The organism is Pseudomonas sp. NFX224 (assembly GCF_048565165.1).
Classification (GTDB): Bacteria; Pseudomonadota; Gammaproteobacteria; order Pseudomonadales; family Pseudomonadaceae; genus Aquipseudomonas.
This window is the reverse complement of the sequence record NZ_CP183416.1, coordinates 2,472,661-2,486,494: the sequence shown is the minus strand read 5'-3', so window position 1 is coordinate 2,486,494 and position 13,834 is coordinate 2,472,661. Positions and strand designations below refer to the sequence as shown.

General features: G+C 60.1%; 13 protein-coding genes. All 13 read left to right on the top strand.

Features of this window, described 5'->3' with window-relative positions:
* The first annotated feature begins 8 nt into the window (after nucleotides 1–8).
* The gene (gene waaF / locus ACNYC6_RS11160) at nucleotides 9–1,043 is read left to right on the top strand and encodes a lipopolysaccharide heptosyltransferase II (RefSeq protein ID WP_419712348.1); all 1,035 of its coding nucleotides are present in this window, start codon (nucleotides 9–11) and stop codon (nucleotides 1,041–1,043) included.
* A gap of 1 nt (nucleotide 1,044) precedes the next feature.
* Nucleotides 1,045–2,106, top strand: coding sequence for a lipopolysaccharide heptosyltransferase I (waaC, locus tag ACNYC6_RS11155; RefSeq protein ID WP_419712347.1), 1,062 nt, complete (start codon nucleotides 1,045–1,047; stop codon nucleotides 2,104–2,106).
* Nucleotides 2,106–3,227 carry a glycosyltransferase family 4 protein gene (locus ACNYC6_RS11150; RefSeq protein WP_419712346.1) on the top strand — a complete coding sequence of 374 codons (1,122 nt, stop codon included), beginning with the start codon at nucleotides 2,106–2,108 and terminating at the stop codon, nucleotides 3,225–3,227. The genes waaC and ACNYC6_RS11150 overlap by 1 nt, the downstream gene beginning before the upstream one ends.
* Nucleotides 3,228–4,034: a lipopolysaccharide core heptose(I) kinase RfaP gene (rfaP, locus tag ACNYC6_RS11145; RefSeq protein WP_419712345.1), complete on the top strand. Its 807-nt coding sequence runs from the start codon at nucleotides 3,228–3,230 to the stop codon at nucleotides 4,032–4,034. It abuts the gene before it with no gap.
* The gene (locus ACNYC6_RS11140; protein ID WP_419712344.1) at nucleotides 4,034–4,768 is read left to right on the top strand and encodes a lipopolysaccharide kinase InaA family protein; all 735 of its coding nucleotides are present in this window, start codon (nucleotides 4,034–4,036) and stop codon (nucleotides 4,766–4,768) included. Before rfaP ends, ACNYC6_RS11140 begins: the two co-directional genes overlap by 1 nt.
* A complete protein-coding gene (locus ACNYC6_RS11135; RefSeq protein ID WP_419712343.1) occupies nucleotides 4,765–5,517 on the top strand; it encodes a lipopolysaccharide kinase InaA family protein in 753 nt (250 codons plus the stop codon). The genes ACNYC6_RS11140 and ACNYC6_RS11135 overlap by 4 nt, the downstream gene beginning before the upstream one ends.
* Nucleotides 5,517–6,968 carry a lipopolysaccharide kinase InaA family protein gene (locus ACNYC6_RS11130; RefSeq protein WP_419712342.1) on the top strand — a complete coding sequence of 484 codons (1,452 nt, stop codon included), beginning with the start codon at nucleotides 5,517–5,519 and terminating at the stop codon, nucleotides 6,966–6,968. The genes ACNYC6_RS11135 and ACNYC6_RS11130 overlap by 1 nt, the downstream gene beginning before the upstream one ends.
* 145 nt (nucleotides 6,969–7,113) lie before the next feature.
* A complete protein-coding gene (locus ACNYC6_RS11125; RefSeq protein WP_419712341.1) occupies nucleotides 7,114–7,449 on the top strand; it encodes a YceK/YidQ family lipoprotein in 336 nt (111 codons plus the stop codon).
* 165 nt (nucleotides 7,450–7,614) lie between these two features.
* Entirely contained in the window at nucleotides 7,615–9,372 is a 1,758-nt protein-coding gene (locus ACNYC6_RS11120) for a carbamoyltransferase (RefSeq protein ID WP_338584384.1), read from the top strand.
* A complete protein-coding gene (locus ACNYC6_RS11115; RefSeq protein ID WP_419712340.1) occupies nucleotides 9,356–10,486 on the top strand; it encodes a glycosyltransferase in 1,131 nt (376 codons plus the stop codon). Before ACNYC6_RS11120 ends, ACNYC6_RS11115 begins: the two co-directional genes overlap by 17 nt.
* Nucleotides 10,486–11,382, top strand: coding sequence for an antimicrobial resistance protein Mig-14 (locus ACNYC6_RS11110; protein ID WP_419712339.1), 897 nt, complete (start codon nucleotides 10,486–10,488; stop codon nucleotides 11,380–11,382). The genes ACNYC6_RS11115 and ACNYC6_RS11110 overlap by 1 nt, the downstream gene beginning before the upstream one ends.
* A gap of 8 nt (nucleotides 11,383–11,390) precedes the next feature.
* Nucleotides 11,391–12,791 carry a PIG-L deacetylase family protein gene (locus ACNYC6_RS11105; protein ID WP_419712338.1) on the top strand — a complete coding sequence of 467 codons (1,401 nt, stop codon included), beginning with the start codon at nucleotides 11,391–11,393 and terminating at the stop codon, nucleotides 12,789–12,791.
* An 84-nt stretch (nucleotides 12,792–12,875) separates the two neighbouring features.
* Entirely contained in the window at nucleotides 12,876–13,832 is a 957-nt protein-coding gene (locus ACNYC6_RS11100; RefSeq protein ID WP_419712337.1) for a glycosyltransferase family protein, read from the top strand.
* Nucleotides 13,833–13,834 lie beyond the last annotated feature (2 nt).

Here is a 13,834-nt window from a genome sequence, read left to right as displayed (position 1 = left end):
GAAACTACATGAAAATTCTGATCGTTGGGCCCAGTTGGGTCGGTGACATGGTGATGGCGCAGACACTGTTTCAGCGTCTCAAGCAACGCCACCCGCAATGCGAAATCGACGTGCTGGCCCCCGAGTGGAGCCGGCCGATTCTTGAGCGCATGCCCGAAGTTCGCCAGGCCTTGAGCTTCCCGCTCGGCCACGGCGCGCTGGAGCTGGCAACGCGTCGGCGCATCGGCAAATCCCTGGCCGGCCAGTACGACCAGGCGATCCTGTTGCCCAATTCCTTGAAGTCGGCGCTGGTGCCGTTCTTCGCAGGTATTCCAAAACGCACCGGCTGGCGTGGCGAATTCCGCTATGGCCTGCTCAATGATGTGCGCACGCTGGACAAGGAGCGTTACCCGCTGATGATCGAGCGCTTCATGGCGCTGGCCTATGAGCCCGGTTTCGAACTGCCAAAACCGTATCCGCGCCCGAGCCTGCAGATCGATCCGGTGACCCGCGAGGCGGCACTGGCCAAATTCGACCTGACCCTTGATCGCCCGGTGTTGGCACTGTGCCCCGGCGCCGAGTTCGGCGAATCCAAGCGCTGGCCGTCCGAGCACTACGCCAAGGTGGCCGAAGCGAAGATTCGCGAGGGTTGGCAAGTCTGGCTGTTCGGTTCGAAAAACGATCATGCCGTGGGTGAAGACATCCGTTCGCGGCTGATTCCCGGTTTGCGCGAAGAGTCGGTGAACCTCAGTGGCGGCACTTCGCTGGCCGAGGCCATCGACCTGCTGTCCTGCGCCGACTCGGTGGTGTCCAACGATTCCGGCCTGATGCACGTTGCTGCTGCGCTGAACCGCCCGCTGGTAGCGGTCTACGGTTCGACCTCGCCGGGCTTCACGCCGCCGCTGGCCGAGCATGTCGAGATCGTACGCCTGGGCATCGAATGCAGCCCTTGCTTCGACCGCACCTGCCGTTTCGGCCATTACAACTGCCTGCGCCAGCTGATGCCGCAAGCGGTGAACGAAGCCTTGCAGCGTTTGCAGGGCACTGTGGTCGAGGTCAAATAGCTTGCGGGTTCTGTTGATCAAGACTTCATCGCTGGGCGACGTGATTCACGCGTTGCCGGCGCTGACCGACGCGGCACGGGCGATCCCCGGCATCACATTCGACTGGGTGGTGGAAGAAGGCTTCGCCGAAATCCCGACCTGGCATCCTGCGGTGGGCAAGGTGATTCCGGTGGCGATCCGTCGCTGGCGCAAGAACATCTGGCAAACCATCAAAAGCGGCGAGTGGAAGCGCTTCAAGCAAAGCCTTCGCGCAACCAAATACGATTTGGTCATCGATGCCCAGGGTCTGCTGAAAAGCGCTTTGCTGACCCGTTATGTGAAAGCGCCCGTGGCTGGCCTTGATAAAGCGTCGGCACGCGAGCCGATCGCTGCACGTTTTTACGATCGACGCCTGGCGGTCGCCCGTGGTCAACACGCGGTGGAGCGGGTGCGTCAGTTGTTCGCCATCGCCCTGGGTTACGACTTGCCCAAAGGCTTGGGCGATTACGGTCTGAGTGTCGAGCGACTGGTGGAGTTGCCGCGCAAGAATCCTTACGTGCTGTTCCTGCACGGCACCACCTGGGACACCAAACACTGGCCTGAAGCCTACTGGCGTGAGCTGACCGAACGTGTCGGCTATCTCGGTGTGGGCGTGAAGCTACCGTGGGGCAACGCGGCGGAGAAGGCCCGCGCCGAGCGCATCGCCGCGGGTTTCAAACATGCCGAAGTGTTGCCGAAGCTGAACCTGGCCGGTGTCGGCAAGGTGCTGGCCGGCGCACAGGCGTGCGTGGCGGTGGACACCGGTCTCGGTCACCTGGCCGCAGCGCTGGATGTGCCGACACTGTCGCTGTTCGGTCCGACCAACCCGGGCTTGACGGGTGCCTACGGCAAATCGCAGATCCACCTGGCGAGCGACTTTCCGTGCGCGCCGTGTCTGCAAAAGAAATGCACTTATCAACCGACGGCTGAAGATGCCCGTCAGTTTGACCTTAAGCGCGAGTGGCCCCTGTGCTTCACGCGTCTGAATCCCGAGCGTGTCGCCAGCCGACTGAGCACGTTGTTACTGGCTGAGGAGCTGCGCTGATGCAATTGGCATTTGTCCTGTACAAGTACTTTCCGTTTGGTGGCTTGCAGCGCGACTTCATGCGTATCGCCCTGGAGTGCCAGAAGCGCGGCCACCAGATCCGCGTCTACACGTTGATCTGGGAAGGCGACGTGCCGCCGGGGTTCGAAGTGCTGGTGGCGCCGGTCAAGGCGTTCTTCAACCATCGTCGCAACGAAAAGCTCAGCGAGTGGATGGCAGCGGACCTGGCCAAGCGTCCGGTGGACCGTTTGATCGGTTTCAACAAGATGCCCGGCCTGGACGTCTACTACGCCGCCGACGGTTGCTTCGAAGACAAGGCGCAGAACCTGCGCAACTCGCTGTACCGCCGCTGGGGTCGCTATCGCCACTTCGCCGAGTACGAGCGTGCGGTGTTCGCCAAAGATGCAAAGACTGAAGTGCTGATGATTTCCGAAGTGCAGCAGCCACTGTTCATCAAGCATTACGACACGCCGCTGGAGCGCTTCCATCTGCTGCCGCCGGGCATCGCACAGGACCGTCGCCGTCCAGCGGATGCTGATGACATTCGCGCCGGGTTCCGTGCCGAATTCAACCTCAAGGACGATGAACTGTTGCTGGTGCAGATCGGCTCCGGGTTCAAGACCAAGGGCGTCGATCGCAGTCTCAAGGCGCTGGCGGCATTGCCCGCTGATCTGAAGAAACGCACCCGGCTGTTTGTAATCGGCCAGGACGACCCCAAATTGTTCCAGATGCAGAGCGCCACATTGGGGCTTGGCGACAACGTGACGTTCCTCAAGGGTCGCAGCGATATTCCGCGCTTCCTGTTGGGCGCCGATTTGTTGATCCACCCCGCATACAACGAAAACACTGGCACTGTGCTGCTTGAAGCGCTGGTGGCCGGGTTGCCGGTATTGGTGAGCGCGGTTTGTGGTTACGCCCATTACATTGCCGAGGCCGACGCCGGCCTGGTACTGGACGAACCGTTTGAACAAGCGCAACTGACGCAGTACCTGACGGGTATGTTGAACGACGCTCAAGCACGGGCGGCCTGGAGCCGCAATGGTCTGGCCTTCGCCGAAACGGCCGACCTCTACAGCATGCCGCAGCACGCGGCCGATGTGATTCTGGCGGAGCACGCTTAAATGAAGTTGATGCTGGCTGAACCGTTCAAGAGCCTTTGGGCCGGACGTGATCCGTTCGCCGAAGTCGAAGGCTTGCAGGGCGAGGTGTACCGCGAACTTGAAGCTCGCCGGACCCTGCGCACTGAAGTGAATGGCAACGGGTTTTTCGTGAAGATCCACCGTGGCATTGGCTGGGGAGAAATCTTCAAGAACCTGCTCACCGCCAAATTGCCGGTACTCGGTGCAGGCCAGGAATGGATCGCCATCCAGCGCCTGCAAGAAGTCGGCGTGCCAACCATGACCGCCGTTGCTTACGGTGAAAAGGGCAGCAACCCGGCGGATCAGCACTCGTTCATCGTCACCGAAGAACTGGCGCCGACCGTCAGCCTCGAAGACTTCAGCATCAACTGGATCAAGCAGCCGCCGGAGCCAAAACTCAAGCGTGCACTGATCGCTGAAGTGGCGCGCATGACTGGCATGATGCACCGCGCCGGGGTCAATCACCGTGACTGCTACATCTGCCACTTCCTGCTGCACACCGACAAACCGGTGACGGCTGAAGACTTCAAACTCTCTGTGATCGATCTGCACCGTGCCCAGACGCGCCCGACGATCACGGCGCGTTGGCGCAACAAGGATCTGGCGGCGCTGTACTTTTCGGCGCTGGATATCGGCCTGACTCGTCGTGACAAGTTGCGTTTCCTCAAAGGCTATTTCCAGCAACCACTGCGGCAGATTCTCAGTGAAGAGGCCGGACTGTTGAGCTGGCTCGAAGGCAAGGCCAACAAACTCTACGATCGCAAGCAGCGATACGGGGACGCGCTCTGATGGCGGGTTGGAAGCTGGAGCCTGAGTACAGCGACTTGGCGGATGATTTCGGCAGCCTCGACGCGGTATTTGCGCTTGAGGGTGAGCGCCTGACCCGCGACCCGTTGTCCGAGGTCATCCGCGTTCAGCGCAATGGCGTCAATTATTACGTAAAACGCTACGTGGGCGCCGGCAAGGGCTTGCGTCGTTATCTGGGCAAGCCCCGGGTGAAGATGGAATGGCAAAACCTCAAGCGCTTCGCCAAGTGGGGCATTCCCACCGCCGAAGTGGTGGCGTGGGGGTTGGAACGTCGCGGTGCAGCGTACGATCGCGGCGCGATGATTACCCGTGAATTGCCCAATACCGAGGATTTGTCGGCGCTGGCCGAGCGGCACGATCCCAAGCTCGCCGACCGCGCATGGGTCGATACCGTCAGCCGCCAGTTGGCCGGCTACACCCGGACCATGCACGAGCATCGCTTCACCCATAACGATTTGAAGTGGCGCAACCTGCTGATCGACGACCATGCCAGATTGTTCCTGATCGATTGTCCGAACGGCGATTTCTGGAGCGGTTTCTGGCTCAAGTACCGCATCACCAAGGACCTGGCCTGCCTGGACAAGGTCGCCAAGTATCAATTGTCGACCACCCAGCGCCTGCGCTTTTATCTGCAATATTGCCAACGGACCCGGCTCAATGCCGCCGACAAGAAACGGATCCGGCACGTGGTGAGATTTTTCGAGGGACGCGAATGACTGATTTTCTGGCCGCCGAAGACCGTGCGTTGCTTGAGCGCCACGGCCTCGGTACGTTCGACGCACTATGGTCTCGGCAACTCGAAGCCGTGGACGAGCCCAACACCCTTCGCGGTGGCTGGAGCAGCGTGTTTCGACTCGATCTTGAGGGTCAGGGCTTTTACCTCAAGCGCCAGAGCAACTACCAGATGCACACGTTGCATGCGCCCTTCGGTGAGCCGAGCTTCGCCCGGGAATTTCGCAACATCAGCGTCTATGAAAAGCTCGGTATTCCGGCGCTGAAGGCGGTGTTCTTCGGTGAGCGCAAAGTCGACGGCGAGGTCCGGGCGATCTTGCTGACCCGGGCCCTGGACGGTTGGGATGACCTGGATTCGTTGCTGCAACGCTGGTCGGAGCTGAGCGAGGCGCAACACAACGCCATCATGCAAGCCTGCGGGAAACTGGCGCAGCGTCTTCATGGCAAGCGTCAGGTGCATGGCTGCTTTTACCCCAAACACATTTTCCTGTGCGCCACCGGCGACGGTTACCAGGCCCAATTGATCGATCTGGAAAAGACCCGGCCGCTACTGTTTGGTCAGCGTGACCGGGTCAAGGATCTGGAGCCTCTGTTGCGACGGGCGCCCGAGTGGAGCGAGGCGCAGTTGCGCATTTTGCTGGCCGCGTATCTGGACCAGTCGCAGGACAGTTCGCTGATCGACAGTTGGCTCAATCGCCTGACCGCACGGCGTAACCGCAAGGGGAAACGTTGATGCGTCTGTCAGAACTGAAGAACGCCGGCCGCAGCCCGACGCTGCCGCTGAACCTTTCACTGGCCGATGCCGCCGGACCGGCGGAGTTGCAACTGCTGAGTCTGTTGCGGGTTTTGCCCGGGCAGCGATATGTCGGGGCTGGTGTCTGGCGGGGTCGTCCGGTGCTGGCCAAACTGCTGGTCGGCGCCAAAGCGGCGCGGCATTTTCAGCGGGAGCTGGATGGCGTGCGCCTGCTGGCGGCGCAAGGTTTGACCACGCCGCTGCTGTTGGCCGATGGGCTCAAGGACGGCGAGGGCGGTTGGCTGCTGTTCGAGTTTCTGGAAAACGCTGCAAGCCTCGGTGATGCCTGGCAGCAGGTCGAGCCCCTGCCGGTGTTGGCCGATGAGCAAGCGGTAGTGCTGGCAGAAGCCTTGGGCGCAATTGGCCAGATGCATCGCAAAGGCCTGTGGCAGGAAGACCTGCACCTGGACAACCTGCTGCGCCAGGGCAATCGTCTGTATTTGATCGATGGCGCTGGAATATGCACCGAAACCCCAGGCCAGCCGCTGTCGCGGCAGAAAGTTCTGGAAAATCTCGGGGTGTTTTTCGCTCAATTGCCCAAGTCGCTTGAACCGTTCACGGAAGAATTGCTGGTCTACTACCTGCTGAGCAATGGCGAGCATGCCTTGCCCATGGAAGCGTTGCAGAAGCAGATCGACAAGGTCCGCAGCTGGCGTCTCAAGGACTTTCTCATCAAGGTCGGTCGCGACTGTACGCTGTTCAGCGTCCAGCGCGATGCGTTCGGCTTGCGGGCAATACGTCGCGAGGAAGAAGCGGCGATGTTGCCGGTGCTGGAACAGGCCGATGCCTTGCTCGATCAGGGCCACTTGTACAAGACCGGCGGCGCGGCAAGCGTCGGCAAGGTCGAGGTGGATGGCCGCACGCTGGTCATCAAGCGCTACAACATCAAGGGTTTTGCCCACTGGCTCAAACGCTTCTGGCGGCCGAGCCGGGCCTGGCACTCCTGGCGCGAAGGCAATCGCCTGGCGTTTCTCGGGATCGCCACGCCCAAGCCGCTGGCGTTGCTGGAAAAGCGGTTTCTGTGGTTGCGCAGCCGCGCTTATCTGATCACCGAGCATCTGTCCGGGCCGGACATCATTGAGCGCTTTGCTCCTTATGTTGAACACGGTGATGCACCGGAGTCCGAATTGGCGGCGCTGGATCATTTGTTTGCCGAACTGATTCGTGAGCGTATCAGTCATGGCGATTTCAAGGGTCACAACCTGTTCTGGCAGGAGGATCGCTGGGCGTTGATCGATCTGGATTCGATGTGCCAACACGGTTCGCTCGCCAGTTTTGCACCGGCGTATGCGCGGGACCGGGCGCGGTTCATGCGTAATTGGCCTGAAGGCAGTGCCTTGTATCAGGTGATTGATCTGCGTTTGCCCAAAGACATCTCCAGCGCAGCCTGAATCGGGCCTTCGGGCCTTTCGCGAACAGTCAGCGAAGATTTGGGACAAGTTCTTGTGAACCGTCCTACGCGATCTTGGGAAGCCATGAACTGTGGCCCGAATCGCCCCGATGCTAGTTTGCCCTGACGTTCTCGGAGGGCAGACTTTGACAATGAAAATGGCAGTTGCATCGGGCGCTATCTTGCTGGCTTTGACCGGCTGCGGAACCGCCGTAACGGTATTGCAGGATGATGCCGAGGCGGCTCAGGGGCTGCGAAGGCAAAAAACCTATTGTCAGTCCATTCCCAGGATTTACAGCGGCCTCTCCTATGATTTCTGTGTGTTGAATGCACCGCCCGATCCCACGGGTATCCTCGTACCACTTGTATTGCTGGACCTGACCTTGTCCGGTGCTTTGGACACGGTTGTCTTGCCGTACACGATTTACCGGCAGGGCGTGGACGGCAACATCCTTATCTACTGGCGATCTTCTCGCGGATAAACACCGGCAAGGTCATGGCCGAAAAAGCATGCCGCTAGCCGCTAGAGGTTTGCCGCTGCTTTTACGCTATAATCCCGCCCTTTAGCTGTCTCTCGCCCCCTGCGAGGGCACATAAATTTTTGAGGCGCATTGCGCCTGCACGCAGACTAAAGAGGCTAGACCCCTGTGGCATTGACGATTCTTGGCCTGTCCGGCGCCCTTAGCCATGATCCTTCCGCAGCCTTGTACATCGACGGCAAGCTGGTCGCGGCGGCTGAAGAAGAGCGCTTTGTGCGCGATAAACATGCAAAGAACCGCATGCCCTACGAATCGGCGAAGTTCTGCCTGGAACAGGCCGGCATCAAGCCTTCCGACGTTGACGTGGTAGCGATCCCGTTCGCTCCGATCAGCCTGTTCGGCAAGGCCCGCTGGCAGTACGCCAAGCGTTATTGGTACGCCCCGGATCGTGCACTCGACGCGATCCTGATGGGCAACCGTCGCTACAAGCGCTATCGCAACAAGATCGTCTGGTGCCTGGAACAACTGGGTTTTGATCCGAAGAAGATCAAGATCGAGCCGGTCGAGCACCACCTGGCTCATGCCTCCAGCGCTTATCACTGCTCCGGCTTCAAAGAAAAAACCGCGATCCTGGGCATCGACGGCAAGGGTGAGTACGCCACGACCTTCTTCGGTTATGGCGAAAACGGCAAGATCCACAAGATCAAGGAATTCTTCGATCCGGACTCCCTCGGCGGCCTTTACGGCGCGATCACCGAGTTCCTCGGTTTCGACATGCTCGACGGTGAGTTCAAGGTCATGGGCATGGCGCCGTACGGCGACGCCAGCAAGTACGATTTCTCGCGCCTGGCCTCTTTCGAAAACGGCGAGCTGGTGATCAACACCGACTACGCCAACGTTATCGGCCTGCGTCGCTATAAAGAGAAGGGCAAGGGTTACTACTTCTCGCCGAAGCTGATCGAGTGGCTGGGTCCGAAGCGCGAAGGCGACATCGCCGACGAGCCGTACATCCACTACGCCGCCAGCATTCAAGCGCTGTTCGAAAAAATTTCGCTGCAGATGATCGACCACTACCTGGGCGACGTGCTCAAGGAAACCGGCAAGCTGGCCTATGCCGGTGGCTGTGCGTTGAACGTCAAGCTGAACCAGAAAATCATTGCCCGCGACGACGTCAAGGAGCTGTTCGTACAACCTGCGTCCGGTGACGCTGGCACCGCCGTCGGCGCTGCTGCCTATGTGTCTCACGCCCGTGGCGTACCGGTCGAGAAGATGGAGCACGTCTACCTCGGCCCGTCGTACAGCAACGAAGATGTGATTGCCGCGTGCGCCCGTCACGAGAACAAGCCGACTTGGCGCAAGCTCGACAACATGCCGGAGCAGATCGCCAAGATCATGGTCGATGGTAATCCGGTGGCCTGGTTCCAGGGCCGCATGGAGTTCGGTCCGCGCGCACTGGGCGGTCGTTCGATCATCGGTTGCCCGAGCATTCCCGGCGTGGCTGACCGCATCAACCACCAGATCAAGTTCCGCGAGCGCTGGAGGCCTTTCTGCCCGTCGATGCTCGACACCGTCGCGCCACAGATGATCAAGATCGATCATCCGGCGCCGTTCATGACCTTCACTTTCGAAGTGGCGGAAGAGTGGAAAACCCGCGTGCCGGAAGTCGTCCACGAAGACGGCACTTCCCGCGCCCAGGTGCTCAAGCGCGAATACAACCCGCGCTACTACGACATGATGAAGGCGCTGGAAGTGCTGACCGGCAATGGCGTGTCGCTGAACACCTCGCTCAACCGTCGTGGCGAACCGATGATCTGCTCGCCGACCGATGCATTGAACATGTTCTTCGGTTCGGACCTACAGTATCTGATCATGGAAGACATCCTGGTGGTCAAAGAGGGCGCGAACACCTATGACACGCTCGGCTGAACGCCATGTGTTGCAGTTCTGCCACGGCTATGACGGGCCGTTTCTGGACTGTGCCCGGCAATATGCCAGCCTGTTCGCGGGGACCGGATATCGCGTGACCACGGTGTTTCTCACCGGGGTCGCCGACGCCGAAGTCGCCGCGGGTTGCGCTTCCGACGAAGTGTTGTTCATGGAATACAGCTCCAAGGCCATTCGTGGCCTCAAGCTGGGTGCCATCGGCGATCTGCGCAAGATCGCCGCTTCACGCAATTTCAGTTTCTGTATCGCCCATCGCTTCAAGCCGATCTACATCGCCTTGCTCGGTACCTCATTGCCGGTGATTGGCGTGCATCACGCGTTTGACGACTACAAACGCGGTACGCGCAAACTGTTCGCGCATATTTTCCGCAAGCGCCTGAGTCTGCTCGGGGTGTCCGATGCGGTGCGCGATGACATGCGCCGTTGTCTGCCAAAGTGGTCGGCGTCACGGATTCAGACGCTCTATAACCGCATCGATGTGCAAACCTTGCAGGACAGCCAAGTGACGGCTCGCGAGGCTCGGGAGATTCTCGGGCTGGCGCCGGATGCCTGGGTGGTCGGCAATGTCGGACGGCTGCATCCGGACAAGGATCAAGCCACGTTGCTGGACGGTTTTGCCGTGGCGCTGCCGGGGTTGCCGGCCAACAGTCAGTTGGTGATTCTCGGTAGCGGCCGTCTGGAGCAGGATCTCAAGGCCCAGGCCCGCGAGTTGGGAATTGGCGATCGCGTCCTGTTCCTCGGCCAGGTGCCGGAAGCGCGACGTTATTTCCGCGCCTTTGACGTGTTTGCCCTGAGTTCCGATCACGAGCCGTTCGGCATGGTCTTGCTCGAAGCCATGGCCGCCGGCGTGCCGTTGCTCGCCACCGCGTGTGGCGGGGCAAAGGAAGTGGTTGAGGGCGTGGGCATTCTGTTCCCGCTGGGCGATGCCGAACACCTGGCTCAAGGGCTGCAACATCTGGCCGCGATGGACGATCAGCAACGTCGCCAATGCGCCGAGCTGATGCTCGACCGCTTGCGCGAGCGATTCTCCGACCGCGCGGTACGCGATGCTTTCTGGCATTTGCCACACGTTATCGAACTGGCACCGAGGGGCTGATGCTCAACCGATTTCAAGGCTGGCGCGAACGTGGCTGGTCGCTAGTCGATGCCTCGACTTACGCCGAGGCCTGGCAACGTTACGGCGGCAGCGTCGCGACCCATCCGCTGGTGGTCGACCGTCTGGCGCAGTTGGCCGATATCCCGGTGCGTTACCTGGCCTGGGAGCAGAACGGCGAAGTCAAGGCAGCGATCCCGACCTGGGGACGCGACCTTGCCTTGTCCAAAGACGTGCTCAAGCGTCGCGGCAAAAAAGGCCTGTTCGACCTCGGCAACGCCGAGATCATTTTGCCGGCCGCTGAAGATGCCTTGGCACCCTTGCGTCATCGCGGTCGTTACTTGTCGGCGCTGAACGAAAGCCGTTTCACCGGCATCAAGTTGCAGACCGAACAACTGGCCATGGCCCGTACGCCCGAAGAGCTGTCGAAGAAGTTTCGCTACAACCAGCGCCGCGAATTGCGTTTGCTGGAAGAGGCGGGTGGCACGGTGCGGCCGGTGTCCGAGTTTTCCAGTAGCGAACTGGCGGCGATCTACTGCGACTTGTTCCATCGCCGCTGGGGCTTCCCGGCGACGGGCGCCGAGCGCATGGCCGAAGTCATCGAGTTGCTGCGCGAGTTGCTGATCGGTTCGGTGATTTTCCTCAACGATGCGCCGATCGCCATTCAACTGGTGTACCGCGTCGAGACACCACAGTGGATCAGCGTCGAGTACATCAATGGCGGTGTCGACCCTGAAACCCGCGAGTTCAGCCCCGGCAGCGTGCTGAGTTTTCTCAACACCCAAAGTGCCTGGGAACACGCCCGGGCGCTGGATAAGCCCTTGCGCTTTTCCTTCGGTCGCGCCGACCGGGAATACAAGGATCGCTGGTGCAACCCCGTGCCGGTCTACACCGTATGAGTCAGCCCATGAGCCGCAAACAGCAACTGCTCAAGCGCCATCGACGCAACAAACGCATCGGTCTGTTGATCGCCCTGGCGGTGTTGATCGCCATCGGTGTGCTGGTGGCCTGGTGGTTGCCACTGGTGCTGGCGGTGCTGGGCTGGATTGCCCACGAAGCCTGGTTTGCCGATCATCTGTTCTACTCGCCCAGCGACGATTACCAGTACAACTTCCCACCCTACACACCAAAACCCAAGGTCCATCTGAACGGCGACCGACTGCGACTGGACGACGGTGTGATGCTGGTCGACGACGCAACGCTGGTGTTGGCGCTGCGGATCAAAAGCACATGGCTGGGGCGTTTCCTCGATCCGGTGGTCGAGTTGTCCGGGGGCGAAAGCCCGGACCGACAAACCTTCGAGCGTGGTGTGAACGGCCTGCGTTACCTCAATCTCAGTGGTCAGGCGCAAGTGCTGTCACGAGGGGAGTTGCGTCTGCGCGGGCGTTTTTGCCGATTGCTCGGCGAGCCTGTGCTGTGGGCTTTCGAACATCCGGATTACCGGCGTCAGCGGGTGATGGTCATCGCGCCCCATGCCGATGATGCGGAATTGGCGGCCTATGGCTTGTACAGCCAGGCCGATGAAACCTGGGTCGTCACACTGACTGCCGGTGAAATCGAAGCCGAACACTATCAGCAAATGGGTTTGGGCAAAGTCGAGGCCGCGCGACTCAAAGGTCGTTTGCGTGCCTGGGATAGTATTGCGGTGCCGCGTTGGGCCGGAGTGCCTGAAAGCCGTTGCGTGCAGTTGGGTTATTTCTGCTTGCAACTGGCGGCCATGCAAGCCTCGCCTGCTCAGCCGGCAGGCTCGCGTGAAGCGGACTTGAGCGACACCCGATTGTTTCGCCAGTTGAACCCGTTTTCCTTGCCTGGCGATGCCGACGGTGCGCCTACCTGGAACAACCTGTTGGCCGACCTGCGTGAGCTGCTGCTGCGGGCACAGCCTGAAGTGATCGTGCTGCCACACCCGACTCTGGATCCGCACCCGGATCATATTTGTGCTCACGCAGCAGTGCTCGAAGCCTTGAACGGACTCGACTGGCAGCCGACGCTGCTCGGTTACGCCAATCATCTGCATGACAACGATCGTTGGCCGATGGGCGATAGCGGTGCCGGTGTGACGCTTCCACCGGTGTTCGATCCGGCCACGTTGTTGCAGCCTTACTGCCTTTTGCTGGCTCAGGCACAGCAACGGGACAAGGCCATGGCACTGGGGATGATGCATGACTTGCAGCCCCGGGCCCCGTTCAAACGACGGTTGCGCCGCGGGTTACAGCGACTGCTGGCCGGGCGCTCCGGTTCGCCTTACGGCGAGAACGAATTTTTTCGCAAAACTGTGCGTCGCCATGAGCTGTTCTGGCATTTGTAAAGTGTTACGGGCCTGAAGTCCGCCTGCTGCGAGCAGGAAGGGTGTCAGGTGTTGCTCGGTTTGCCTGTTGCGGCAAGGAAGACGATGAAAGTTCTATTTCTGGTGCAGAAAGATCAACGTGCCATCTTGGACCGTTTGTATGACGGCGTGGCGGCTCATTGCGAATGCGACCTGCGGTGGCTGAGCAGCAATGAACAGCGCAACCTGCGCAGCTATTTTCGGCGCGAAGTCGATGTTTCGCGCTATGACCGCATCGTGTTTTTCCTGCGCTTCAAACAGGAAATCCGTCAGGTCGGGTTTATCCGCACGATTCCCAACCTGGTCATTCTCGAACACGATGCTTACCAGAACTACATTCCTTGCAAGTACACCGGTAAGTTCAGCGCGCATTACCGCCAGCTGCCGTGGGCGCGAATCATCAGTTCCGGTTTCGTTGTCACCGAACGCTTGCGTGCCGAGGGGTTCGATGCGGTGTTCGTGCCCAAGGGTTACGACCAGACGCAACTTGAGGATCAAGGCCGCGAACGGGATATCGAACTGGCTTTTGTCGGCAGCACCAACAGTGTCGCCTACAGCGGACGCAAGGCCCTGCTCGATGAGTTGGCCCTCGTTGAACCCCTGGTGGTCACTCGCACGAAATCCGGTGAGGAGTACCGCGATACACTCAACCGAATCCGCTTTTTCGTCAGCGCCGATGTCGGCATGGGCGAGTTCATGATCAAGAATTTCGAGGCCATGGCCTGCGGTTGCGTATTGCTCGCTTATGATCAGGGCGAGGCGGAAAACCAGGCGCTGGGGCTTCAGGATATGCACAACATTGTGTTCTACCAGAGCATCGCGCAGCTTCAGGAAAAGCTGGCGGTATTGCGCGGTGACCCGGAACTGGCACAGCGTATCGCCCGAAATGGTCGTGAACTGGCGGTCAGCCAGTTCAGTTTTGCGCGCATCGGTCAGCGGATCGTTGAGGAGCTCAAGCCTGCTTTGGGTGCTCGCGCACCGTTGAGCCTGCTGGAAAAAATCCGCCTGAGGTTGGGCATTTGACA

Bases quoted from the DNA above. Each gene is read 5' to 3' on its own strand.
- waaF (WP_419712348.1), top strand. From the start codon at position 9: ATGAAAATTCTGATCGTTGGGCCCAGTTGGGTCGGTGACATGGTGATG.
- ACNYC6_RS11150 (WP_419712346.1), top strand. From the start codon at position 2,106: ATGCAATTGGCATTTGTCCTGTACAAGTACTTTCCGTTTGGTGGCTTG.
- rfaP (WP_419712345.1), top strand. From the start codon at position 3,228: ATGAAGTTGATGCTGGCTGAACCGTTCAAGAGCCTTTGGGCCGGACGT.
- ACNYC6_RS11140 (WP_419712344.1), top strand. From the start codon at position 4,034: ATGGCGGGTTGGAAGCTGGAGCCTGAGTACAGCGACTTGGCGGATGAT.
- ACNYC6_RS11135 (WP_419712343.1), top strand. From the start codon at position 4,765: ATGACTGATTTTCTGGCCGCCGAAGACCGTGCGTTGCTTGAGCGCCAC.
- ACNYC6_RS11130 (WP_419712342.1), top strand. From the start codon at position 5,517: ATGCGTCTGTCAGAACTGAAGAACGCCGGCCGCAGCCCGACGCTGCCG.
- ACNYC6_RS11115 (WP_419712340.1), top strand. From the start codon at position 9,356: ATGACACGCTCGGCTGAACGCCATGTGTTGCAGTTCTGCCACGGCTAT.
- ACNYC6_RS11110 (WP_419712339.1), top strand. From the start codon at position 10,486: ATGCTCAACCGATTTCAAGGCTGGCGCGAACGTGGCTGGTCGCTAGTC.
- ACNYC6_RS11105 (WP_419712338.1), top strand. From the start codon at position 11,391: ATGAGCCGCAAACAGCAACTGCTCAAGCGCCATCGACGCAACAAACGC.
- ACNYC6_RS11100 (WP_419712337.1), top strand. From the start codon at position 12,876: ATGAAAGTTCTATTTCTGGTGCAGAAAGATCAACGTGCCATCTTGGAC.